At 32.8% G+C, this 23094-nt stretch carries 27 protein-coding genes; 13 read left to right on the forward strand and 14 right to left on the reverse strand.

All coding sequences use genetic code 11. From position 1 onward, the window contains the following. Window positions 1–146: 146 nt before the first annotated feature. Window positions 147–1025, reverse strand: coding sequence for a cupin-like domain-containing protein (locus tag BUB80_RS17650; protein WP_073295672.1), 879 nt, complete (start codon window positions 1023–1025; stop codon window positions 147–149). 160 nt (window positions 1026–1185) lie between these two features. Here BUB80_RS17650 and kbl point away from each other — a divergent pair, with 160 nt between their 5' ends. The 7 genes from kbl to gldG all read left to right on the forward strand — a co-directional run bounded on the left by kbl (window position 1186) and on the right by gldG (window position 6903). Then, window positions 1186–2382 carry a glycine C-acetyltransferase gene (gene kbl, locus BUB80_RS17655; protein ID WP_073295675.1) on the forward strand — a complete coding sequence of 399 codons (1197 nt, stop codon included), beginning with the start codon at window positions 1186–1188 and terminating at the stop codon, window positions 2380–2382. 23 nt (window positions 2383–2405) lie between these two features. Further along, complete coding sequence (locus BUB80_RS17660; RefSeq protein ID WP_139262761.1) at window positions 2406–2942, forward strand: hypothetical protein; 537 nt, start codon at window positions 2406–2408, stop codon at window positions 2940–2942. Window positions 2943–2951: 9 nt separating this feature from the next. Beyond that, window positions 2952–3413 (forward strand): hypothetical protein, encoded by a 462-nt coding sequence (locus BUB80_RS17665; RefSeq protein ID WP_073295681.1) that lies wholly within the window; start codon window positions 2952–2954, stop codon window positions 3411–3413. A gap of 2 nt (window positions 3414–3415) precedes the next feature. Further along, on the forward strand, window positions 3416–3853 hold the full coding sequence (locus tag BUB80_RS17670; RefSeq protein ID WP_073295684.1) for a hypothetical protein: 438 nt from the start codon (window positions 3416–3418) through the stop codon (window positions 3851–3853). Window positions 3854–3863: 10 nt separating this feature from the next. Then, on the forward strand, window positions 3864–4415 hold the full coding sequence (locus BUB80_RS17675; RefSeq protein ID WP_073295686.1) for a CopD family protein: 552 nt from the start codon (window positions 3864–3866) through the stop codon (window positions 4413–4415). An 87-nt stretch (window positions 4416–4502) separates the two neighbouring features. Next, entirely contained in the window at window positions 4503–5231 is a 729-nt protein-coding gene (locus BUB80_RS17680; RefSeq protein ID WP_073295689.1) for an ABC transporter permease, read from the forward strand. 4 nt (window positions 5232–5235) lie between these two features. After that, on the forward strand, window positions 5236–6903 hold the full coding sequence (gene gldG / locus BUB80_RS17685; RefSeq protein WP_073295692.1) for a gliding motility-associated ABC transporter substrate-binding protein GldG: 1668 nt from the start codon (window positions 5236–5238) through the stop codon (window positions 6901–6903). A gap of 53 nt (window positions 6904–6956) precedes the next feature. Here gldG and BUB80_RS17690 read toward each other — a convergent pair whose 3' ends face one another. From BUB80_RS17690 to BUB80_RS17735, 11 genes are all read right to left on the reverse strand, one after another. Beyond that, window positions 6957–7982: a toll/interleukin-1 receptor domain-containing protein gene (locus BUB80_RS17690; protein WP_073295695.1), complete on the reverse strand. Its 1026-nt coding sequence runs from the start codon at window positions 7980–7982 to the stop codon at window positions 6957–6959. A gap of 202 nt (window positions 7983–8184) precedes the next feature. Beyond that, window positions 8185–8922, reverse strand: coding sequence for an SDR family NAD(P)-dependent oxidoreductase (locus tag BUB80_RS17695; protein WP_073295761.1), 738 nt, complete (start codon window positions 8920–8922; stop codon window positions 8185–8187). Between the two features lie 342 nt (window positions 8923–9264). Continuing rightward, window positions 9265–9849, reverse strand: coding sequence for a Crp/Fnr family transcriptional regulator (locus BUB80_RS17700; protein WP_073295698.1), 585 nt, complete (start codon window positions 9847–9849; stop codon window positions 9265–9267). A 78-nt stretch (window positions 9850–9927) separates the two neighbouring features. Continuing rightward, window positions 9928–10842, reverse strand: a complete 915-nt coding sequence (locus BUB80_RS17705; protein ID WP_073295701.1) for a helix-turn-helix domain-containing protein — start codon at window positions 10840–10842, stop codon at window positions 9928–9930. Between the two features lie 307 nt (window positions 10843–11149). Continuing rightward, window positions 11150–11989 carry an SDR family NAD(P)-dependent oxidoreductase gene (locus BUB80_RS17710; RefSeq protein ID WP_073295703.1) on the reverse strand — a complete coding sequence of 280 codons (840 nt, stop codon included), beginning with the start codon at window positions 11987–11989 and terminating at the stop codon, window positions 11150–11152. 115 nt (window positions 11990–12104) lie between these two features. Then, the gene (locus BUB80_RS17715; RefSeq protein ID WP_073295706.1) at window positions 12105–12869 is read right to left on the reverse strand and encodes a hypothetical protein; all 765 of its coding nucleotides are present in this window, start codon (window positions 12867–12869) and stop codon (window positions 12105–12107) included. An 81-nt stretch (window positions 12870–12950) separates the two neighbouring features. Next, window positions 12951–13100 (reverse strand): hypothetical protein, encoded by a 150-nt coding sequence (locus tag BUB80_RS23690; protein WP_175549627.1) that lies wholly within the window; start codon window positions 13098–13100, stop codon window positions 12951–12953. Beyond that, window positions 13081–13668: a zeta toxin family protein gene (locus BUB80_RS17720; RefSeq protein ID WP_073295709.1), complete on the reverse strand. Its 588-nt coding sequence runs from the start codon at window positions 13666–13668 to the stop codon at window positions 13081–13083. Before BUB80_RS17720 ends, BUB80_RS23690 begins: the two co-directional genes overlap by 20 nt. Window positions 13669–13741: 73 nt before the next feature. Next, on the reverse strand, window positions 13742–14560 hold the full coding sequence (locus BUB80_RS17725) for a DUF2314 domain-containing protein (protein ID WP_073295712.1): 819 nt from the start codon (window positions 14558–14560) through the stop codon (window positions 13742–13744). A 171-nt stretch (window positions 14561–14731) separates the two neighbouring features. Continuing rightward, on the reverse strand, window positions 14732–15202 hold the full coding sequence (locus BUB80_RS17730; RefSeq protein ID WP_073295714.1) for a hypothetical protein: 471 nt from the start codon (window positions 15200–15202) through the stop codon (window positions 14732–14734). Window positions 15203–15212: 10 nt separating this feature from the next. Continuing rightward, window positions 15213–15641, reverse strand: coding sequence for a DUF4268 domain-containing protein (locus BUB80_RS17735; RefSeq protein ID WP_073295717.1), 429 nt, complete (start codon window positions 15639–15641; stop codon window positions 15213–15215). 142 nt (window positions 15642–15783) lie between these two features. Here BUB80_RS17735 and BUB80_RS17740 point away from each other — a divergent pair, with 142 nt between their 5' ends. The 6 genes from BUB80_RS17740 to BUB80_RS17765 all read left to right on the forward strand — a co-directional run bounded on the left by BUB80_RS17740 (window position 15784) and on the right by BUB80_RS17765 (window position 20560). Beyond that, on the forward strand, window positions 15784–16191 hold the full coding sequence (locus BUB80_RS17740; RefSeq protein ID WP_054510642.1) for an RrF2 family transcriptional regulator: 408 nt from the start codon (window positions 15784–15786) through the stop codon (window positions 16189–16191). A gap of 88 nt (window positions 16192–16279) precedes the next feature. Then, a complete protein-coding gene (locus tag BUB80_RS17745; protein WP_073295720.1) occupies window positions 16280–16972 on the forward strand; it encodes a phosphoadenylyl-sulfate reductase in 693 nt (230 codons plus the stop codon). 21 nt (window positions 16973–16993) lie between these two features. Continuing rightward, window positions 16994–17902, forward strand: a complete 909-nt coding sequence (gene cysD, locus BUB80_RS17750) for a sulfate adenylyltransferase subunit CysD (protein WP_073295722.1) — start codon at window positions 16994–16996, stop codon at window positions 17900–17902. A 146-nt stretch (window positions 17903–18048) separates the two neighbouring features. Next, entirely contained in the window at window positions 18049–19290 is a 1242-nt protein-coding gene (locus tag BUB80_RS17755) for a sulfate adenylyltransferase subunit 1 (RefSeq protein ID WP_073295725.1), read from the forward strand. 46 nt (window positions 19291–19336) lie between these two features. Next, window positions 19337–20179, forward strand: coding sequence for a sulfite exporter TauE/SafE family protein (locus BUB80_RS17760; protein ID WP_228433881.1), 843 nt, complete (start codon window positions 19337–19339; stop codon window positions 20177–20179). Between the two features lie 90 nt (window positions 20180–20269). Next, window positions 20270–20560 carry a putative quinol monooxygenase gene (locus BUB80_RS17765; protein WP_073295731.1) on the forward strand — a complete coding sequence of 97 codons (291 nt, stop codon included), beginning with the start codon at window positions 20270–20272 and terminating at the stop codon, window positions 20558–20560. A gap of 143 nt (window positions 20561–20703) precedes the next feature. Here the strand turns inward: BUB80_RS17765 and BUB80_RS17770 are convergent, their stop codons facing one another. Continuing rightward, on the reverse strand, window positions 20704–22005 hold the full coding sequence (locus BUB80_RS17770) for a T9SS type A sorting domain-containing protein (RefSeq protein WP_073295734.1): 1302 nt from the start codon (window positions 22003–22005) through the stop codon (window positions 20704–20706). A 217-nt stretch (window positions 22006–22222) separates the two neighbouring features. Further along, a complete protein-coding gene (locus tag BUB80_RS17775) occupies window positions 22223–23029 on the reverse strand; it encodes a T9SS-dependent choice-of-anchor J family protein (RefSeq protein WP_073295737.1) in 807 nt (268 codons plus the stop codon). Between the last annotated feature and the right edge of the window lie 65 nt (window positions 23030–23094).

A 23094-nucleotide genomic window follows, 5' to 3' on the forward strand; every position in this document is an offset into this window, starting at 1 on the left:
TATCAGCTTACAAAAATAAGTGATGAATCGGTTTACATTAAAAAATCGGATAATAGAAATAATGTGAACGTTCTGCAGATAGCATTGCATAAAGTAATTCCATGGGGTAAAATATTTTAATTGTTAATGATTTTATTATTGAGTTCTCAGATTTGAAAACTGCTGTGTCTTTTAAGGGCTTTCTGTGCTCTTTTATTGGCGATCTTTACTTTATAGCTGAACCATTTTTCTTTAAAGATCTTTCTCATCGCATTATCAAAATGTCTAATGATTACCAGATTTTTAAAGCCTCTCCATTTCTCCAGCCAACTTGAAGGTAATGCTCTTATAGAAACAGAGTATCCTTCTGTTTCATATTGGATATAATGCCACCAACCCGACGGAATATAAAGCGTTTCTCCAGGTTGTATAATGGCTTCATACCCGTTGAGGTATTTTAAAGCAGGGTATTTTTTATAATTGGCTTCTTGAAGATTAATCAGGCTATGAAAATTGTAAGGCAGTTTATACATCAAATCTGATTGTTCCCACGGAAAAAGCCAGATCTTTTTGATTCCCTGAAATTGAGTAATAAAGACATGAGACATATCGATATCAATATGATTTCGGGTAATAGAACCTTTTCCTCCAAAGAACATAAACGGCAACCATTTTAAAATTTTCCCTTTGGTAATATCGTTATAATGAATATCCTCTTTCATTTCTGGTTTTATGCTTAAAAGATTAAATAGGAATAAACGATGTTCTGTAGCTTTCGAACTGATGAGGTCTAGATATTCTGAAAATGTTGTTTCACCAACAGGTTTGCTGGCCACTCTGTCGATAGATTCTAGCTCGCCTCCATAAACATTCACTTTTGTATTTCCGGCAATTTCTTTGAAAAATGTGTAATTCCATTTGGTAAAGGCAGGGCTGTCTGCATCTATAAAGTCTTCTAAAATAATAGGTTGGTTGGGTTTCATGAAATCGTTCAGAAAGTCTTCCGATGCTAAATTCTTGGTCTTTTTTACTGGAGATAATTTCATTCTGTAAAATTTATAGTTCAAATGTAATCATTATCCTACTAAATTAGTAGACTAATGATTGAAATTTAATAATCAATATCAAAATTTTACAATAAAGAATCATAAAAGCAAATACTTTAAAGCCTTTTTACTAAATTAGCGCATCAAAAAATTATCTAAAATGATCTCTGAAAAATATCTTCAAAATTTACAGAACGAACTTAAGAATATTGAGAACGACGGGCTTTTCAAAAAAGAAAGAATCATCACTTCTCAGCAAAGTGCAGAAATTGAAGCCAACGGTAAAAAACTGTTGAACTTCTGTGCCAACAACTATTTGGGATTATCAAACAATGCTGAGGTTATGAAAGCTTCTCAGGATATGATTGGGTCTCATGGTTACGGAATGTCTTCTGTACGTTTCATTTGTGGAACTCAGGATATTCACAAGCAGTTGGAAGAAAAAATTGCTGAATTCTTAGGTCTTGAAGATACTATTTTATATGCTGCTTGTTTCGATGCGAATGGAGGTGTTTTTGAACCTTTATTTACAGAAGAAGATGCTATTATTTCAGATGAATTAAACCACGCTTCGATCATTGACGGAGTTCGTCTTTGTAAAGCGGCAAGATACCGTTACAAAAACAATAATATGGCAGATTTGGAAGCTCAGTTAATTGCAGCTTCTGAAAAAAATCACCGTTTCAAAATTATTGTAACAGACGGAGTTTTCTCAATGGACGGAATTGTTGCAGACCTAAAAGGAGTTTGTGACCTGGCAGATAAATATGATGCGTTGGTAATGGTTGATGATTCTCACGCAACAGGTTTCATCGGGAAAACTGGTCGTGGAACGCACGAAGCCAACGAAGTAATGGGTAGAGTAGATATTATCACTTCTACACTAGGAAAAGCTTTGGGTGGTGCTTTAGGTGGATTTACTTCCGGTAAAAAAGAGATTATTGATATGTTGAGACAGCGTTCTCGTCCGTATTTATTCTCCAATTCATTGGCTCCGGGAATCGTGGGTGCAGCTTTGAAGGTATTGGAAATGATCTCAGACGACACTTCTCTTCGTGATCAGGTAATGGAAAATGCAGAATATTTCAGAGCGGAAATGAAAGCTAAAGGTTTTGATATTCCTGATGGTGATGCTGCGATTGTTCCTGTAATGTTATACGACGCTCCATTGGCTCAGAAAATGGCCGAAAAGTTAATGGATGAAGGAATTTATGTTATTGGTTTCTTCTATCCGGTTGTACCAAAAGGAAAAGCAAGAATCAGAGTTCAGCTTTCTGCAGCGCATACAAGAGCGCACTTGGATAAAGCAATTGTTGCTTTTGAAAAAGTAGGTAAGGAGCTTGGAGTAATTTCTTAATGATTAAAATACAAAAGCAGGTTATGAAAAAAATAATGCTGATTATTGGTTTTGTTTGTTTTCAAAACTTCTTTGCACAAAACATTATGGATCTCGATCTTAAAAATGTTGAACTGCAAGGCATGAGACCTGCTAAAATAAATAAAGAAATGAAAGACATCGGGATTACTCAGATCCCTTTTGTGACGGATAATCCCGATGTTATTTCTAGAATCGAGGAGAAGGAAGTTGGTTCTTCTGTCAAAAAACTATACGCCTACATTTATAATAATGGAGAAAGAGGGGATGGCGGAGTTATCATCATTGAATTTAAAACAAAAGACGATCTCGATGCTTATTTGTCCAAAATTTTTGAACAACCGAATTACAGAGTTTTAGTAAAAGATTTATTTTTTATCCGTGTTTGGAGTGATTACAGTTTGCATGTAGAAGGAAAAGAAACAAGCGAAGATCATTTAAATAAATTAGAAAAATATTATACCAAGTTAGGTGCAAAGAAAATACAGTTAAAGCCTAATGATGCCATTGTTACAGAGGTTACCGATTCTGTAGCTAAATAATATTTTAGGATGATTTTTCAATCAAGATATAGAATAGAATTTTCGAAACCAAAAGAAGAAATTTTAAATAAAATAGAGAATAATTTATATAAAAAGTTTTTTGATTGGGATAAATCTTTTAAAGGAAGAGTTACATCGGAAGGATTCAATTTGAAATATGTCAGTTTGAATTTATCGCCAAAGATTTCGGGGGATTTTAGAAAAGATGAACAAGGTAAAGAAAAGCTATTGCTTACAATAAGTTTTGGGTTTCTGAATCTATTAGCAGTTTTATTTGCCACACTTTTTACATTTTTTATAGCCTTCCTATTTACATTATTTGTTGAGAAGTATGCATGGATTTTTATTTTAATCTTTTATGCTATTTATATCCAATCAATTCGAATATATTGGATAAGCTCAAAAGATGAGGTTTTGGAATATTTAAGAAATTTAGATAAGTTATGTGAAGTTTCTTCACTAAATAATTAGAGATGAAAATACGGTTTTTGTTCTTTTTAGGATTTCTCGTTTTAGTTTCATGTACAACTAAAATGAATCAATACATAAAAGATCAGAATAAGGTAAATAAGAGACACGGAAAATGGAGAGAAGAATATTCTGCAGATGAAGGAACTCTTGTTGCTATAGGAAAATATAAACTAGGAGAGAAGGTTGGAACTTGGAAAACGTTTCTTAATCAAAAGATGTATCAGAAAGATAAAGTTAGAAAAGATATCACAAAGACCAAAAAATATTATTCCAATGGAAATATCATGGAAAGAGGACAGTCAAAATTAGATATTTCTAAAACTGAACGCCACTGGTATTACTTTGGAGAATGGAAATATTACGACAATCAAGGTAAGCCATTGTATATGAAAATATATGAACAGGGCAAAAAAGCGGATAGTATTTCCTATATAAAATAGAACGTTTAGAATGCTTTACACAATAATAAAAGCTTTACATATTATCTTCATGGTAAGTTATTTTGCGGGAATTTTTTATCTCGTAAGAATTTTTGTTTACTATAAAGATACCGATGAATTTGCCGAAGAAAAGAAGAAGATCCTAAGAGAGCAGTACACTTTTATGGCTCGAAGATTATGGAATATTATTGCCGTTCCTGCAGGCGTTATCATGACGGTATGCGGATTGGTGATGATCTTTTTAAATCCGGGATTGATGAAAATGTCTTGGTTTCATTTAAAACTAACCTTTCTGATCGGTTTGGCAATCTACCATTACTGGTGCTGGAAAAAAGTACTTCAACTAAAAGAATTAAACGGAAATACACTGGAAACAGCCAATATTAAACTGAGGCAAGCAAACGAAATTGCGACCTTTATTTTATTCCTGGTGGTATTCACAGTCATATTAAAATCAATGGCGATTGAATATTGGTGGCAATTAATTGCCGGATTTTTCGTTCTGGTATTTTTAATCATGATGACCGTTAAATTGGTAAATAAGAGCAAAAGAAAGAAATAATAGATAATGGTGAATGGTCAATTGTGAATTGTGAATTTTTCCAATACCTGATTCCTAAACTCTATTATCTAAACCCTAAATAAAACTATGATTGCAATTTTTAAGAAAGAACTTTGGAGTTACTTCGGGAATTGGAGCGCGTGGATCATCATTGCGGCTTTCAGTTTGATAGTGACTCTTTTTTTGTTTTTTTTCGATAACGATTCTAATATTTTCGAGATCGGAATGGCTTCCCTACAAAGTTATTTTGTATTGGTGCCGTGGCTGTTGATGTTTATCATTCCGGCATTGTCTATGAAAACTTTTGCGGAAGAGCAACAGACGGGAACATTAAACTGGTTGTTTTCTCAGCCTTTGAAAGTTTCAGATTTAGTTCTTGGAAAATTTCTTTCCGTTTGGGTTGTTGGTATCTTATGTTTGATTCCTTCATTGATCTATCTTTATACAGTCTATGTTTTAGGTGTTCCTGCAGGAAATATAGATTTAGGAATGACGTTCGGAAGTTATATTGGTTTAATTATTTTGATCGCTGCATTTTCAGGAGTTGGAATTTTAGCTTCTTCACTTTCTCAAAATCAAATCATGGCTTATTTGTTGGGCGTTTTCATGTGTTTCATCATGTATTTTGGGATCGAGCAATTGGCAAGTTATAAATTATTGGGCGGAGCAGATTTTATCTTACAGAATGTTGGTTTTTATCAGCACTTCTTAGGTTTCACAAGAGGTCTTATCGATTTCAAGGATGTCGCTTATTTTGTTTTTATCATTGGTGTTACGCTTGTTTTGTCTAATCATTTTATCAATAAAAAGAAGTAGAATTATGAAGAAGATACAGTTTAAATCTCCATTAGGAATTTTACTTTTTGTTATTTTACCATTGGTCATTATCCTTGCTGTTTCAGGGGTTAGATTAGATTTAACAAAAGAAAAAAGATATACGCTTTCTGACAATACCATCAAGGTATTGAAATCAGTAAAGAAACCATTGATTGTTGATGTATACTTGGAAGGTGATTTTCCTGCAAGTTTCAAACAGATTCAGAGCGAAACAAAATTTATGTTGGAAGAGTTTAGAAAAATCAACTCAAACATAGATTTTAAATTCATTGATCCTATTAAAACCAAAATGTCTCAGGATACGTTGATGGCAATGGGAATGCAGCCTTCTGTACTTCCGGACATCAAAGACGGAAAGGTTTCTCAGATCATGCTTTTCCCGTATGCGGTGATTAAGTATGATAAAAAGGGAGTTTCTATTCCGTTGGTGGTGCAGCAGGCGAATATCAATGCAGATGAGCAACTGACAAAATCTATTGAAAATCTTGAATATAATTTGGTTTCAAACATTAAAAATGTTTCAGCCAATAAAAGAAAAAAGATTGGAATTTTAGTAAATCATGACGAATTAAATCCGCGTGAATTTCATGGTTTTATGGAATTAGCTTCTGAAAGCTATGATGCAGGACCTGTGATTCCTAAAAATCAGGTGGAACTGACTGTTGCTGATGTTCCTTTGTTGAAACAAATGAGCGCTTTGGTAATTGCAAAACCTAGAAAAGCATTCACGGATGGCGAAAAAGTAATTCTTGACCAATACATCATGAATGGCGGAAAAACATTGTGGATGATCGATGCCGTAAACGCTGAAATGGATACGTTAATGAGATCTCAAAAAGTAATGCCTTTCCCTGTAGATATCAATATGACAGATTTCTTTTTCAATTATGGACTGAGAATCAATCCTTCGTTGGTAAAAGATTTGAAGAAGTTTGCTTTGCTGAAATTGGTAACAGGAGAAGTAAGCGGAAACCCGCAATACACAAGCCTTCCGTGGCCATATTATCCTCTTGGAATTGCGGAACACAATAATCCGATCACTAAAAATATCAATCCTGTAAAATTTGAATTCCCAACCTCAATTGATACGTTAGGAAGAAAAAATATTAAGACCAATATTCTTTTTGAATCAAGTGAAAGAACGCTTTTAAAGCAGGTTCCCAACTATGTTGATCTGAAAGAAATTGCAAGTGTAGACAGTCTCGGACAAAGAGAAAAACCAAGTACTCCGAAGATCTATGCTGTTGCTTTAGAAGGAAAATTCACTTCCGCTTATGGATCTAGAATTGAAAGAAAATCATATCCTGGTTTTAAAGCGCAGAGTCCTGAAAACAAAATGATCGTTATTGCAGACGGTGATATCGGAAGAAATAAAGTGATAAAAGGTGAGCCTTTACCTTTAGGCGTAGACCTGATGACAAATGAGCAATTTGGAAACGAACAGTTTTTAAGAAATGCTTTAGACTATCTTTTGGACGACAGTAATCTAATGGATTTAAGAAACAGAAACATCGAAGAAAGACTTCTGGATCGACAAAGAATTACCGAAGAAAAAGCCAATTGGCAGTGGCTGAATTTACTACTTCCTTTAGCAATTATAGGATTGCTGGGAGGATTGTTCTTCTGGTTGAGAAAGAAGAAGTTTGGATAGAATATAAATGAAAAAGAGAAGTGGTTAGCTTCTCTTTTTTTATTTTAATATATTTATAAATCCCAAAAAACATTACTTTTATCTTCTTCAACATGTTCATAGAAATTATTTTTAACAACTTCACTTATTATATTATTAATTTCTGGAGATAAGTCTAAAATTTGAGAAAATATTTCATCTTTTAATTTTAACTCTTTTGGATTATTCGAACTTGTTATTGCTGAAACTTCTGTAAAACCTCGCAACTCAAATCTTTTTATAACACTAGAATAGTTTTTAGAAAGTAAATCTTTTATATCATTAATTTTTTCCCATTCTACAATATTTTTGATTTCATTGTCTTCTTGCCAGCCTGTCATTAGTTTAGAGCGCCCAGTTTCAATCACATAATATAATAATAGAATTTCATCATCTTTCATTTTTTTATTTAATATTAGCTCAATGAATTTTGAATATAAACTTTCGTTAGTGATTTTTGGATTAACTATTAATAAATTATTTGACTCTGAATTAGAAACTTTATTTTTTTGCGTTTCAATTTCTCTGTTTTTAGTCTTAGAATCGTAAACTTGAACATTCGAAGAAGTAATCTTACTAGTGTCAATATTTTTAATTTGTTCTAAAAATCGTCTGATATGTTGATTAATTAAAACTGCATTTGTAGAAATTTCAAACTTTTTTGAAATTAACTGAATAAATGATAGAATTCTTTCCTCATCATTTATATAAAATCCAATTTCTCTTGGATCAAGTGCCCCACCTTGAAATTCTTTACTTGACAAATTAAAGTTAGGTGTAAAAATTGCGGCGTGTTCATTTTCAATAATCCATGCAGCTCCCATTTCGTTTAGGCAAGCAACACTTTTATAATATTCTTCAGAAAGTAGATATATTACAAATGGGCTATCTGTTATTTGAGCTTTTAGCCAATGGAAGATATTTTGGCTAATTGGAATACCATAACCTGTGTTACTTGTAAAAATTATTTCATTTTCTTTTATTCCTAAACTCCTTAATAAATCAACTAATAAATTGCCAAAATCTTTATTCTTTGATGAGTGCGAAATAAATATTTTCATTGATATAATCTTTTCAGTTGTAAATAATATTTGGATTCAATAATGAATCGTATTTATGGTAGCGTATATTTTTGCTATATGCTTTTTCCAAATATATAAAAAATACACATAATATCATACTAGAGAAAATACATTAGAATGATTTTAATAAAAAAAGAGAAACCCAAAAGTCTCTCTTTACTCATTAGTTATAAAACATGGTCTACCACGGGCTTATCCCAATTTCGTCTTCAATATCATTACTGTAAAACTGTCCTGTTGGTGCATTTTCATCAGTCAATGTATGTTTAACGATAAAAGAGGCGGCGCTTTCAACAGAACCCGGACCATTGTGATGATTGAAATCTGTTGCGGTATAACCAGGATCGATAACATTTACTTTAAAAGGAAGATCCTTTAATTCATACGCCAGAACAATGGTATAAGCATTCAAAGCAGACTTTGAAGGTCCATAAGCGGCAGCTTTTACAGAATAATATTTCCAAGTCGGATCGCTGTGTAGCGTTAGTGAACCCAATCCAGAAGTGATATTACTGATTCTCGGACTTTCCGATTTTTTAAGCAGTTCTAAAAAGGCCTGCGTCACGCTGATCACCCCAAAGAAGTTGGTATCAAACACGGTTTGAATATCTTTGATTGAAGTGTCTGCTGCCGTTTGAGGATTTACCCCTAGAATTCCTGCGTTGTTGATGAGAATATCCAGTTTATCCTGTTCTTTTTCTATCAAATTTTTAGCAACTAAAATAGAATCAGGATTGGTAACATCTATTTCGATGGCTTTGATATTTTGAAATCCTTTTTCGGTTAATTCTTTTACGATGGCTTCTCCTTTTTCAAGATCACGACTTCCTAAATAAACGAATAATCCTTTTTCTGAAAGTTGTTTTGCGGTTTCAAGGCCAATGCTTCTGTTGGCTCCTGTAATTAGTGCTGAATTCATTTTTTTTGTTTTTAATTGGTGATGTAAAAGTCGGCCAATTAAATAAGATAACATTTGCCAAATGACAAAAAGCGTTGATGAGTTTAGAAGTGATTAATTCAATAAAAATTAAATCACAAAAGTCACAAAAGATTTATGGAATTTAAGTGATTATTGTGAACAGTAAAATTAATTTTTAAACGCAAAGTTTTACTATAAATATAGATTACGTTTAGAGAGCAAAGAGGAGGCGACAAAGTCGCTGATGAAGGCAGCTTCTTAAGAATCAATTATATTGATTCAATTCTTTGCTTCCTAAAATATGCAGAATCAAAAATCAATCTTTGCGTTAAAAAAAGCATTCTAAGTACGGTCTTTATGACCAATATTCTTCCTAATCCTACTCAAAGAAGACTGCGTCATCCCCAAATAAGAAGCAATATAAGAAAGTGGAATACGGTTGACAACAGTAGGATAGATCTCCAAAAATTTAAGATAGCGAGTGGTTGCATCTTCCGAAACAAGCGGACTTCTTCGTTCTACTTTTTGTATCAAGGCTCTTGAAATAATTTTATGAACAATCACCTCCCAACCGACAATGGTTTGTAATAATTCCAGCCAGTCTTTTCTTGAAAAAACAATCATTTTGCAATCGGTTACGGCCTGAACATAAGCGCTTGAACAGATTTCATTATCGAAGCTTTCCAGATCTACGACCATATTATTTTCATCAATAAAGTATTTGGTAATTTCTTCGCCTTTATTGTTGTAATAGCAAACGCGCAAAATACCATCGATAATAAATCCGACTTGCTTTGCCACTTTTCCTGCTTCCGAAAAATACTCATCTTTTGAAAGATTGATCTCGGTGGCTTTGCTTGAAATAAAATCGATCTGTTGTTGATTAAGATTTCCAAACCTTAAAATAAAATCAAATAATTGTTTCATGAATGCAAGTTAGTTAAACTTCGTTTTCCGGCATTTGTCATTTGGCAAAAAGTGATGAGAAAGAATAATTTGTGTTTTTTAATTAAACGATTTACGAAACTCCAACGGTGACTGATTCGTCTTTTGTTTAAATAGTTTACTGAAAGACTGTGGATGCTCAAATCCTAATTCATACGCAATTTCACCCACAGATAAATTCGTTGTACTTAAGCGTTCTTTTGCGGTATTAATTAACTTGTTTTGAATATGCTGCTGCGTATTTTGTTGGGTATGAATACGCAATAACGTTCCCAGATAATTGGGAGAAATATTCATCTGTTCGGCAATGGTTTTTACAGACGGAATTCCGTTTTCAATAAGATTTCCATTCTCAAAATATTGCGCAAGAACCTGCTCAAATCTTTCCAGCAATTCATGACTTGATTTTTTTCGGGTAAAGAACTGACGCTCATAAAAGCGTTCGGCATAAATCAGAAATAGTTCTAATTGAGCAACAATGAGTTCTTGGGTGAATTTATCAATATTGGTTTGATATTCTTTTTCAATGTTTTTAAATAAATCAACAATAATTTTTTCTTCTTTATCTGAAAGAAAAAGGGCTTCATTAATTTGATAACTGAAAAATTCGTACGATTTTATTTTCTTGATCACAGAGGTTCCCCAAAGAAAATCGGGATGAATCAACAATAAATATCCGGTAGGTTCTACTTCAATATCCGATTTCATTTCCAAGCTTAAAAACTGAAGCGGAGAAATAAAACACAACACTCCGGAATCGAAATCATATTTCTGCTGACCGTAATTGAACTTAGCATTGACATTCCGTTTCAAGCCGATTGAATAAAAATTCTGGATCCATTTCAGTTCGTTATCATCCATAGGATAATTGACCTTACTGTAATCTATCAGGCTGACCAGCGGATGTTCAGGATTTGGAAGATTACAGAAAGCATGAAATTCCGAGATTGAATTAAAACGAAATGTCTGTTTCATAATGCTAAGGTATTTAATTATTTTGAAATTGATTTTGCTTGTTTTTAACCATTAAGATTTTATTAAGGTGCTAAGTTTAATTAAGAAAAATCAAATAGATTTTTAAATTCGAATACTTAAAGCTAGGTTAATCTAAATATTATAAACTTCTTAAATGAAATCTTAATGGTTTATGAATTTACTATGGAGATCCTTCGGCTCCGCTCAGGATGACAGCGCTAATACTAACCGTTATAATTAATACGTAAAGTTTTCACGGTGTCATCCTGAGCGGAGCCGAAGGATCTATAAAAAACTTTTTAGCAAATTAAATTACAGTCGACAAAGTCAAACTTTCCCACTTCTCAGCATCACCTTTGATTGTTGCAATTTTATTATCCAAAAACTCATGCGTTCCACTTCCCAATAAGAAATGTACAGGCGGATTTTGTTCTTCACTCATTGCGATCAAGGCTTCTGCTCCTTTTTCAGGATCGTTAGGCTGATTACCGTTTATTTCATCAAGATGAGCGTGTTGAGAATTTCTTGCTGCTTCATATTCTGGAATAGCATTTTCAGGTGTTTTTATAGAATTTTTGTCTAAGAAATCTGTTCTGAAATATCCAGGATAAACAACGGTTGCTTTCACTCCAAAATCTTTAATTTCCTCTGCTAATGATTCTGTAAGTCCGGCCACTGCAAATTTTGTAGCACAATAAATTCCCCAACCCGGAAAGTTTCCGGAATATCCTCCAATGGAAGAAATATTAAAAATGTGTCCTGATTTTTGTTGACGAAGATAAGGCATTGCATTTCTGATTATATTCAGCGTTCCGAATACATTAATGTCGAAATTACCTCTTGCTTCTTTGTCGGAAAGCTCTTCCAAAGTACCAATTAATCCGTAGCCAGCATTGTTGACGATTACATCAAGTTGCCCAAAATGATCAATACTTTTTGCGATGGCAGATTGCACATCTTCATTGTTGGCTAAATTAACTTCTAATGGTAAGAACTGTTCTGATATGTCTCCAATTTCTGAAATTAATGACTGAGCATTTCTTGTCGTAGCAACAACACGATAATTCTTTTCTAATAATTTTTTAATTAAGGCTAATCCCAAACCTTTTGAGGCTCCTGTAACGAACCATACTTTTTTTGTTTCCATTTTTTTATTTGTTTAAATGATGGTACAAAGGTGGAAATATGGGCAGTGGAAAAAGTAGCTCAATCAATGAATGATGTAACCGAATCGTGAATAGGGAATATCTATATAAAAATGGTTAAAGTATCGGGTCGTACTCTAATGAAACTATTGTATTATCTTTAGTCTCAAGATAAAAACCAACTTGGCGGATATGATCTGAAATGGCTATTTGGTTGTAAATAATACCATCTTTTATTTCAATTAATAGATCAATCACTTCTAGATTATGAAACCATTCTTCATTTATATGGCTTAATTTATAATCTGTTTTTGCATCCATATAAAAAACCATTAGATCTTTTTTTACATTAGCAATCCATTCAATATGGCTTATGATTTTTTTGATTTCTAATTCTCCAAAACTGTTTTCAGAATAAATTTCAATAAATCTTCTTTCAACATATTTATTGAGGACTACGATATTCTCTACATGCTCAGGAATTTCCGTTCTATAGATATCTTTACCTTTTACAATATTGAAATCTTGAGGAGAGAGAATTAATGAAAAATTCTTTTTCATTTTGGATTCACGTAAATCTCGATATGGTTCTTTATTGTAGAAAGATCTAGATTCTTTCTTTAGATTGATAAGAAGTTTTTCTAGTTTTTCTTTCTCTTTTTTTTCTGCAAACTTTATAGCGGGTTCCAATATTTCTAGAGCTTTTCTATTGAAACGAAGGAGTTGATAAGTTTTTGATAGAATATAAATTTCTTCCAAATTTTTTTCTTTTTCTTCTAATTCATAAATAACATCAAAGAGCTTTTCAATACTTTCTTCTGAATAGTGTGATTTTTTAAATTCTGCGGAGATTGAGTTAAAATATTTAATTAAATTTTGCATACATAAAATAATTTTTAAATTTAACAAAAACAAAAAAGAGAAACCCGAAAGCCTCTCTTTAATTATAATAACCCTTAAGTATTAGGGCTTTATTTTCACAATTTTATTCTCTCGTATAATCACAATCTCACTGTTGCTTTTTCTTTTAAAGTCGAGCATTTTTTCATAGGCTTGTTCAAGACCTTTTAAAATTTTATTTCTTCTCTCGTCCTTAGCTTCTTTTGTCATCATAATTTTTTAGTTCATTAAATTTTTCATCGTGATAAATAATAATCTCTTCGTTGATATTTTTTTCTGCGATCAGAATATGATTTCCTTCTGAATTATCAAAAATCAAAATCTGATCCACAATTGAAAGATAAATATTAAAAAGATTTATAATTCCATTATGGTATCTTCTTTCTATTACATCTGTAGGAATATTATGACCTCCTTCCTGAACTATAGTTCTTACACGTTCTTTTGCCAATTCCGGATTTTTTAACCAGAAAAACAAGAGAGTAGTGTTATATCCTTTTTCTTTAGCCTTTAAAATTTTGTGCTTATAAGATTTTGTAGCTAAAGTGGTTTCAAAAGCAAAATTTTCATTGCTCTTAAACAACTCATCAATTCTTGCTAGCATGATTCTTCCTGCTTCAAAAGAAACCTTTTCAGGCTGAAAAGGAGATAAACCCTTTGCAATTTCATCAGCATTTACAAATTCTTTACAATTTAATATTTCAGGTAAGATCGTAAAAGAGGCTGTAGTTTTACCAGCTCCATTGCAACCAGAAATTATGTAAAGATTTTTTTCTTCCATCGTTACAAATTTAAGTTATTTTTCTTTTCAATTAAAATAATAAAGAGAAACCCGAAAGTCTCTCTTCATCTATTTAGTTTTCTAAAGCAGGAATCAAATGTTCCCATTTTAGTTGTTTGGCAAAATCTAGCGCTGTTTTTCCGTTGTTGGATTGTTGGTTTCTATCAGCTCCGGCTTCGAGCATAACTTCTACAGAGCTTAAATTTCCGGCAATGGTTTCTTTATGAAGAAGTGTCAATCCATTATCATCAACATTCGTTAATTCATTAGGATATTCTTGTAAAAATTTCACGAAATCTTCCTTCATATTCCTGCTCATGGGATGTTCCACAAGATTTTCGGGTTTTTCTTTTTGTTCATGAACCACCTCAACATCATTAAAATCTCCGAAATCAAGTTGCCATGCATCATCATGCTCCTGTCTTTCTGCTTCTTCCATATCAGCACGCATTTTCTGTATGGTAAAGCCACCGTAAGCTTTAGGTATAGGTTCCTCAGTAGAGAAGAAAAGTTTAGAAAGTCCTTTAGGTTTTTTCACTGCTGGAGTAATGGCAAAAAGCCAGTCGCTGATCTCATTTACAGGGATCTCAAAATAATCTCCGGGTTGTATGTTGGTGATATCATTAGGCTCATTCATCAAATACCCTTTTACATGATCTCCATCAAAGTCAATATCGTTGATCCACATATGTTCTACAATATCTTTCCCTGTTTCCGGATCTTCCTGTGAGAAAGTAGCTTTTACACAAGCCAAATTAAGCCCCGGAACAATTCTTCTGTATTCCCAAGATTGCTCTCTCCAGAAATATTTAAAAGTTTCCCGCGCTTTTTTATAAGCTTCGATCATTTTGGGGTCGGTTCCGTCTGTAAAAATAAACGAATTATTTTCCATTATATTTAAAATTTTTGTGATTTGAATTTGAAAAAAGCAGTGAAAAAGAATTATGAATTAAGCTTGAAAGCATTATGGATATTCACAAAACTGATATTTTTACTGTTCAACTAAAATACGAAAAATTTTAAATGATGGTTTGGTTTTATAGTTAAATTTTAATTAAACTCATTATTGAGGTTTAAGATTGGAATTATTAATTTCAGGAAAAGTTATAACTATTGCATTTTCATCATTTACTGAAAAGGTAATTTCGTCTGTTGGGATTTCAAAATTTAAAATTCTATATTCAGTGATATGACCTTTCTTTTTCTCGAATATTCGAATGGGATAACTTTTTACTTGCTTAAATAATTCTTCTATAATCAAATTTGGATCTTTACAGAAATGTGAACTTAGATTTGTACCTGATTTTTTAATGAAAATATTTGATGTTGAATCAAATGAGATAGTTTTGAACCCTCCAAGTTCATTAAATTTTAAAGTTCCACTTAGGAATAGAGTGGAAGGAACATAGATTTTGTCAATTTCAAAATTTTTAATATTTACTTCCCCCGAATACACCAACGGCTTTATACAGTCGGCTTGAGAAAATAAAAATTGATATAAGCAGAAGCAAATTAAGGTTAATGAAATTCTCATTTAGTTAAATTTAAACATCCTTTATAAAATCCTCATATTCATAATAGAACCTTTCAAAACCATCCATTTTCTCCACAAAAAATTCGAAAATTTCCTGCCAGGTGTTTTTATTGAAAACTGAAACGTTATGTTTTTCAACCCAGATTCTAGCAATTACTTTTCCGTTGTCTAATGTAAAATATTCTTCCTTTTGGAAATCTCCAATAAAATCTTTCAGAATATCCTCCAACGACCAAATTTTGTTATAATAGGCATTTCGGAAATCTTCATCTTTCATTTCTATATCTAAAGAAACTTCTGCTTTTCTGGTTTCTGCATTAAATTTGAATGAAAAATCCTTAACCTTTGTATTATACAACAGCCATTTTCTGGGAAATGATTTCCCAAAAGCGGTCCAAAAGTCTTTTTTTATTTGCTGTGCCTCTTGTTTACTGAACATGGAGCAAAAATAGGGATTTTGGATGGAAGTTGGAAGTCTGATGATGGAAGTAAATAATGCACTTTAGTGCCTTCCAGTAGCCATCTTCCAACTTCGGGACTTACTATTACACATCTCAAACTATTTTCTTATTTTTGCTGTAATGCTATCAAAAAAATCTCAATATGCTTTTAAGGCACTATCATATCTTGTAGAAAAAAGAAATGATGGGCCTGTTCTTATTTCCGAAATTGCGGAACGAAAAAAAATTCCATTAAAATTTCTGGAAAATATCTTGCTTGAATTAAAAAAAGCCGATGTCCTTGATAGTAAAAAAGGAAAAGGAGGAGGTTATTTTTTAAGAGAACATCCTGAAAATGTAAAGCTTGCGAAGATTATTCGTTTAGTAAATGGTCCAATTGCATTGCTGCCCTGTGTAAGTTTAAATTTTTACGAAAAATGTGAAGATTGCAACGAAGATCACTGCAGTTTACATGATGTTTTGATTGAAGTTCGAGATGCATCACTTAAAATTTTAGAAGAAAAAACTCTACTGGATTTGATCGATTGATCGAATCCATTTTTTTTGAATAATTAGTCTACTTATTTGGTAGGATAATTATTTTATTAGATATTTGCATGACTTCAAATGAATAAATATGATTTCAACAGAAGATGCAGATACACTAAAACAGCTTTCAGTAGAGGATGGATTGAAATTTATTTCAGAAAAATTCTCAGATGGAGTTGTTTTCTCAACATCGCTTGGTCAGGAAGATCAGGTCATCACAAATATAATTTTTACCCAAAAATTACCCATTAAAGTTTTTACACTAGATACCGGAAGACTTTTCTACGAGCATTACGATTTGCTTTCAAAAAATAATTCAAGATATAACATCAAAACGGAAGTTTACTTTCCTGAATCTTCTGATGTGGAGAAATATGTGAATGAAAAAGGAATCAACGCTTTTTATCATTCCGTTGAAAACAGAAAAGAATGTTGTTTTATTAGAAAAGTAAAACCTTTGAATCGAGCATTAGAAGGTGCGAAAGTCTGGATTACAGGTCTTCGTTCAGAACAATCTGAAAATCGTGAAAACATGCCAATCATCGAGTGGGATGAAGACCGAAAATTATACAAATACAATCCGTTGATTCACTGGTCGTATCAGGATGTTTTAGATTATTTAGATCAACATAAAGTTCAGGAATTGTCTTTACATAAAAAAGGGTTCATCAGTGTTGGATGTCTGCCTTGCACAAGAGCAATCGAAGAAGGAGAAAATCCGCGTGCCGGACGATGGTGGTGGGAAAGTTCACATAAAGAATGCGGTTTGCATACGCATTAATTCAAATTTTAAGTAGTAAAAATGAGTAAACATACATTAGATTATCTGGAACAGCTGGAAGCCGAAAGTATTTATATTATGCGGGAGATTGCGGCGCAGTTTGAGAAACCGGCTTTACTTTTCAGTGGTGGAAAAGATTCTATTACATTGGTTCATTTGGCTAAAAAAGCTTTTGCTCCAATGAAGATTCCGTTTCCGTTGGTTCATATTGATACGGGACATAATTTTTCTGAGGCATTACAATTCAGAGATTATTTAGCAGAAAATATTGGGGCAGAATTAATTGTAAGAAAGGTTGAAGATACCATTAAAGCAAAGAATTTAACCGAGCCTAAAGGAAAATTTGCTTCCAGAAATTGGTTGCAAACCCATACTTTGTTAGAGACGATTGAAGAATTTCAGTTTGATGCCTGCATTGGCGGAGCAAGAAGAGACGAAGAAAAAGCCAGAGCAAAAGAACGTTTCTTCTCTGTTCGTGATGAGTTTGGACAATGGGATCCAAAATTACAGCGTCCCGAATTATGGAATATCTATAACGGAAGAATCAACAAAGGCGAAAATGTAAGAGTTTTCCCGATTTCCAATTGGACGGAACTAGATGTTTGGAATTACATTAAAAAAGAAAATATTCAGTTGCCATCGATTTATTTTGCTCATAATAGAGATGTTATTGAATTTGACGGACAGTTAATTGCTGTTTCTGATTTCATTCAAATTGATGAAAATGATACCATCATTAATAAAAGAATCCGTTACAGAACCGTTGGTGATATGACATGTACCGCAGCAGTTGAAAGTTCTGCCGAAACGTTGGATGAAGTGGTTAAAGAAATTACCGCTTCCCGAATTTCCGAACGTGGCGAAACCAGAATTGATGATAAAGTGACGGAAGCTGCAATGGAAGACCGTAAGAAAGGAGGATACTTTTAATAAGTAATGGGCAATGAGTAATAAGTAATGCCAAACAAGTCGGTATAATTTTACTCAAAGCTTACAATAATGATTATAAATATAAAAGGAATGAGCGATTTAAAAAAATTACTCATTACCAATTACTCATTACTAATATAACAAATGTGGACATATTAAGATTCATCACTGCGGGAAGTGTAGACGACGGAAAAAGTACGTTGATCGGAAGACTTTTGTACGACAGTAAAAATATATTGATCGACCAACTGGAAGCGTTGGAAAAACAATCAAAGAATAAAAACGAAGACGGAATTGATCTTGCAATTCTTACAGACGGTTTAAGAGCGGAAAGAGAGCAGGGAATTACGATTGATATTGCTTACCGATATTTTTCGACTCCGAAAAGGAAATTCATTATTGCAGATGCTCCGGGACATATTCAGTATACCAGAAATATGATTACGGGAGCCTCAAACTCACAATTGATCGTGATTTTGATTGATGCAAGACAAGGTGTGATTGAACAAACCAGAAGACACTCAATCATTGCTTCATTATTAAAGATGAAAAATGTGGTGGTTGCCATCAATAAAATGGATTTGGTGGAGTATTCTGAAGAGGTTTATAATGATATCAAAGCACAATATCAGCTGGTTGCTCAAAAATTAGGATTACCTAATGTAAATTATTTCCCGATCTCAGCTTTTAACGGAGACAATATTGTTGAAAAATCGGATAGGACAAGTTGGTATAGCGGACCAACCCTTCTTGATTTCCTTGAAAATGTTGAAATCAACCAAGACAATGAAGTTCAAAAACCGAGATTTCAGGTACAATATGTGATTCGTCCACAGACTGAAGAGTTGCATGATTACAGAGGGTATGCAGGTGAAGTGATTTCAGGAGTGTATAAAAAAGGAGATTCAATTACTGTTCTTCCTCAAAATATTCAGACTAAAATTTCAAAAATTGAAACAGGCGGAAAAGAAGTGGAATCTGTTTTCACCAATCAGCCTGCTGTTTTGCATGTTGAAGATCATATCGACATCAGCCGAGGAGATTTTTTAGTGAAAACTGACGATCTTCCGAAAGTTGAAAATGAAATTGAAGCCGTTGTCTGCTGGCTGGATAAAAAAGAGCTGAACGAAGGAAATAAGTATTTCATTCAACATAAAAGCAAAGTTTTAAAAGCAATCATCAAAGAAATTGAATATAAAATTGATGTTAATACGCTTGAAAAAATACCCGTTCATGAAAGTATTAAACTTAATGAAGTGGTAAAAGTTCGTTTGAAAACAGCTTCCCCTTTAGTTTTTGATAGTTTTGAAGAAAGTCGTAATACCGGAAATGCTGTTTTGATCGACGAAACAAGTAATTCAACCGTTGGAGCAGTAATGATTTTATAATATGGTAATCTCAAGGAAAATTCAAATACGATTAAATGTATTATTGGTGACTGCTGTAATAGTAGCTATTGCCGTATTCTCGATGTATGAAATCGGATACCTTGATGAGCTTTTAACCATTTTAGAAAAAGATAATCATATTTTTTACTGGATGCTTTTGGTGGGTGTTCTGGCAGAAATTGTCGCAGGATCAATGGGAATGGGGTATGGCGTGATTTGTACAACAACACTTTTATTCCTGAATATTCCACCACATATTGTGAGTGCAAGTATTCATTCGGCAGAAAGTTTTACAACGGCTGCGGGAAGTGTAAGTCATTTTAAATTGAAGAATATAAGTGTAAGCTTGGTTAAAAAGTTAGCCATCCCAGCTATCATTGGAGCTGTTATCGGAGCTTTAAGTCTTACGTATGTTGGTGAATATTATTCAAAAATTACCAAAACCATTATCGCTTTCTATACCTTATATCTTGGAATTCAGATTTTATCGAATGCTTTTAAACCTAAACAGAATAAAGCATTAAAAAGAAAAACGAACTTAACAAGATTAGGATTAATAGGAGGTTTTATAGATTCATTTGCCGGTGGAGGATGGGGACCTCTGGTTACCGGAACTTTAATTAAAAATGCTTTTACACCAAGATTTGCAGTAGGAAGTTCAACGGTGGCTAAATTTATTTTAACCATAACCGCTGCAGTCACATTCTTTTTTACATTAGGAATACAACACTGGAATATTATTCTCGGCCTTTTAATTGGCGGAATTATCACTGCCCCATTTTCAGCAATGCTTACTGCAAAATTACCTGTAAAGAAAATGTTTGTAGTAATAGGAACGTTGGTAATTGTGATGAGTTCTATTACGATTTATAAATCTGTTTTCAGTTAAAAAAAATCTGCTTATTGTGGAAAAATAAAATAGGTGAAAATGTATTTTGGTTTTGAAAAAACTTTACATTTATACGATAAAAAATAGAACATGAATTTACACGTTGTTGCTCTTTTTAAGTTTAATGAAAATTACTTGATGGATGCGGTTGAATTGTTTCAAAACCTGGTAAAAGAAACAAGAAAAGAAGAAGGCTGTCTGCAGTATGACCTTATTGAAGACAAAGATAATAAAGGAACTTTTCTAATGATTGAATTATGGGAAAGTGAAGAACATCATAACCTTCATAACGGCCAGGATCATCTTTTAAATTTCAGGCAGGATGCTTCAAAAATGATTGAAAGCTCTACTCAGGTTTATAAAGGATTTAAGATATATTAAACGTTTTCTGATTCCTCAAAATAATTATAAAAGGCTGCTTACAAATTGTAGGCAACCTTTTATTAGAAAAAATAGAAAGTATTAAAATTTAGATCTTGATAAGGAATTGTAAGCTTGTTTTCAAATTACAATTCGCGTGTCAATTATTTTATAATTAATTTTTTAGTTTCAGAACTTCCTCCAAACGTTATCTTCACAAGATAATTTCCTGAAGTAAGGTGAGAAAGATTCAGATCTTGTTTGTAAAAACCTGTCTGATTTGCAAGTTCTGCCGAGTACACTTTTTTACCGGTAAGGTCGTATACTTCTACATTCCCTTTATTGTTTGCTTTTTCTTTAACATCAAATAAAACAGTGACATTTTTATCAGCCGTTGTTGGGTTCGGATAAATACCGAATGAAGCTTTTTTATTCGCCAAATCCGTAACGCCTAAAGTTGCGCTAATGTTTTTATATTTAAAATACATATTACCTGTAGAAGTACCATCATTAGATGTAAAATACAATCTGTAATAATCAGATCCTTGTTTTATGTAATATACTACATCTGCATAAACTCCTGAAGTAGGCTTCCAAGAATGCCCGATTTTAGTGATATTATTTGAAAAAGTATTGGCTGCAGGAATTGTAGATGAAGTTGTTGACTGAGTTTCCGGCTGTACTTTGGCTACGGTAATGTTTGTGTTTTGGATGACCCCAGACATTCTGTACTTCATTGTTTGTGGGTTCCCCTGTTGGTCTACGTATGGATAATCTGCCCAGTATCTTGTGAACATAAAGTCCCAATTGGTTTTTGATGGCTCTAAGTTAGGAACTTTATCTCCTGTAGTGAAAGAGAAGTAGTTGAAAAAAGAATCATCTGTACCGTTAGCTATTGTTTTTGTAAGGGTAGCATCCCAAGAAGATGTTCCTGCATTCCATTTAGCATATTTGAAGGTGTATCCTCCGAAATAATCATCAATCATAAATTTATAGTAAACACCTGATGCATATTTCAAAATAAAAATTACTTTACCTTCTACGTGGTGATTAGCTCCATTATAATCTCCCCAACCATACATTGCAGTTCCTTGCTCAAATGCTCCTTCCTGAATATTTGCTGTGTTATCATGGTTATATAAAGGAGCTCCGTATGTTGATACATTATTTGTTGTAATTGTATTCCAATCTGTAGGATTCGCAGAAGCTTGATATACCTCTACATTCTGAGCATCATTGATTCTTGTCCCAAAATTCATACTTGAATTTCTGTAAAACCCGATATCCCAAGTATTGGCAGGCTGAGACACCATATTATTAGCACTAAGGTCAAAAAATACACGATTTTGATATCCACTTCCCATAGACATATTCACCGTTGTATATCCGTTAGCATCTGTTTGGGCCAACACAGTCTGTTGAACTGAAAAAGCAAGTATTGAAGCTAAAAGTAATTTTGTTTTCATGTTGTTTCCTTATTTAGAATGATTCCACAAAAGTATATATTTATTTTTAACTATTCTAAATAAAAACATGATATTTATCTTGTTTATTATTTATTAAACTTATAAAATTCATAGTTAATGGGCTTTTAAAGCAATTTTAATTTTTGTTCATAAAAAAAGCTGACCTATGAATTTCATAAGTCAGCCTTTTCTAAAATGTAAGCTCGTCTAATAAATCTTACTTTTTAATGAATTTTGATTTCACTACCGACTCTTCAGCAGTTTCAATAATGATATAGTAAACGCCTGTTTGAAGAGCGCTGATGTCGAATATTTGTCCTTTTAATTTACCTTCAGCTACTTTTTGTCCTCCTGTAGCGTAAACTTGAATGTTTTTAGGATCTTTCTTAGCAACAAACTGTAATTCTGTATTCTCAGCATTTACAGCAAATTTTATTTCTTCTTTAGATTTTGCAGCATCAGAAACAGCTAAAGTTGAAGATGTATTGTATACTACATTATCAATTTGTAATGCTGTGTGAGCTACAGTTGGAGTAAATTTAAAAACTAAGTATGTTGTTCCGGTAGATGCAGGAATAGGAACATTGATATTCTGAATTGTTCCAGGTCCCACTATTGTAACTGGGCTGCCTACTGCAACGAATGTTGACATATCTGTTGGGTTTGATGCTACTCCAATCTGAATTGTTCCTGAACTTGTGTAAGGTTCTGCTGCTGTAGCTGTAAATGACAAAGCTTTATCACCAGCTGGAGTTACAATCTGAGGTGTAATTAAATACGATGGTTGATTAGTATTATTTCCTGAATATGCTTGAACAGCCTTATTAGCATCAGTAGTAACAATCATTAATGGAGCAGGAGGGAAAGGTAGTGGATTAGTTGCTAATTTTATTGACCATCCATTTTGAGGGAAAGTTACGCTTCCCGATACAAATCCATCAAAGTTTTCATTAATCGTAGCTACTTGTGCATTAGCAGTCATAGCCGTAAGCATTAAAGTTCCAAAAAGTAGTCTTAATTTCATAATATTATTTTTATTTAGAATTATTCCACAAAAGTAGTAAATTATTTTTAACTGTTCTAAATAAA

Source organism: Chryseobacterium polytrichastri, assembly GCF_900142445.1.
GTDB lineage: Bacteria > Bacteroidota > Bacteroidia > Flavobacteriales > Weeksellaceae > Chryseobacterium > Chryseobacterium polytrichastri.

Coding starts and splice junctions, on each gene's coding strand:
- BUB80_RS17720 (WP_073295709.1), bottom strand. CDS start 13,668: ATGGAAGAAAAAAATCTTTACATAATTTCTGGTTGCAATGGAGCTGGT.
- BUB80_RS17650 (WP_073295672.1), bottom strand. CDS start 1,025: ATGAAATTATCTCCAGTAAAAAAGACCAAGAATTTAGCATCGGAAGAC.
- BUB80_RS17730 (WP_073295714.1), bottom strand. CDS start 15,202: ATGAGAATTTCATTAACCTTAATTTGCTTCTGCTTATATCAATTTTTA.
- BUB80_RS17770 (WP_073295734.1), bottom strand. CDS start 22,005: ATGAAAACAAAATTACTTTTAGCTTCAATACTTGCTTTTTCAGTTCAA.
- gldG (WP_073295692.1), top strand. CDS start 5,236: ATGAAGAAGATACAGTTTAAATCTCCATTAGGAATTTTACTTTTTGTT.
- cysD (WP_073295722.1), top strand. CDS start 16,994: ATGAGTAAACATACATTAGATTATCTGGAACAGCTGGAAGCCGAAAGT.
- BUB80_RS17710 (WP_073295703.1), bottom strand. CDS start 11,989: ATGGAAACAAAAAAAGTATGGTTCGTTACAGGAGCCTCAAAAGGTTTG.
- BUB80_RS17660 (WP_139262761.1), top strand. CDS start 2,406: ATGAAAAAAATAATGCTGATTATTGGTTTTGTTTGTTTTCAAAACTTC.
- BUB80_RS17680 (WP_073295689.1), top strand. CDS start 4,503: ATGATTGCAATTTTTAAGAAAGAACTTTGGAGTTACTTCGGGAATTGG.
- BUB80_RS23690 (WP_175549627.1), bottom strand. CDS start 13,100: ATGATGACAAAAGAAGCTAAGGACGAGAGAAGAAATAAAATTTTAAAA.
- BUB80_RS17725 (WP_073295712.1), bottom strand. CDS start 14,560: ATGGAAAATAATTCGTTTATTTTTACAGACGGAACCGACCCCAAAATG.
- BUB80_RS17705 (WP_073295701.1), bottom strand. CDS start 10,842: ATGAAACAGACATTTCGTTTTAATTCAATCTCGGAATTTCATGCTTTC.
- BUB80_RS17670 (WP_073295684.1), top strand. CDS start 3,416: ATGAAAATACGGTTTTTGTTCTTTTTAGGATTTCTCGTTTTAGTTTCA.
- BUB80_RS17715 (WP_073295706.1), bottom strand. CDS start 12,869: ATGCAAAATTTAATTAAATATTTTAACTCAATCTCCGCAGAATTTAAA.
- BUB80_RS17740 (WP_054510642.1), top strand. CDS start 15,784: ATGCTATCAAAAAAATCTCAATATGCTTTTAAGGCACTATCATATCTT.
- BUB80_RS17775 (WP_073295737.1), bottom strand. CDS start 23,029: ATGAAATTAAGACTACTTTTTGGAACTTTAATGCTTACGGCTATGACT.
- BUB80_RS17765 (WP_073295731.1), top strand. CDS start 20,270: ATGAATTTACACGTTGTTGCTCTTTTTAAGTTTAATGAAAATTACTTG.
- BUB80_RS17700 (WP_073295698.1), bottom strand. CDS start 9,849: ATGAAACAATTATTTGATTTTATTTTAAGGTTTGGAAATCTTAATCAA.
- BUB80_RS17695 (WP_073295761.1), bottom strand. CDS start 8,922: ATGAATTCAGCACTAATTACAGGAGCCAACAGAAGCATTGGCCTTGAA.
- BUB80_RS17690 (WP_073295695.1), bottom strand. CDS start 7,982: ATGAAAATATTTATTTCGCACTCATCAAAGAATAAAGATTTTGGCAAT.
- BUB80_RS17665 (WP_073295681.1), top strand. CDS start 2,952: ATGATTTTTCAATCAAGATATAGAATAGAATTTTCGAAACCAAAAGAA.
- BUB80_RS17735 (WP_073295717.1), bottom strand. CDS start 15,641: ATGTTCAGTAAACAAGAGGCACAGCAAATAAAAAAAGACTTTTGGACC.
- BUB80_RS17745 (WP_073295720.1), top strand. CDS start 16,280: ATGATTTCAACAGAAGATGCAGATACACTAAAACAGCTTTCAGTAGAG.
- BUB80_RS17675 (WP_073295686.1), top strand. CDS start 3,864: ATGCTTTACACAATAATAAAAGCTTTACATATTATCTTCATGGTAAGT.
- kbl (WP_073295675.1), top strand. CDS start 1,186: ATGATCTCTGAAAAATATCTTCAAAATTTACAGAACGAACTTAAGAAT.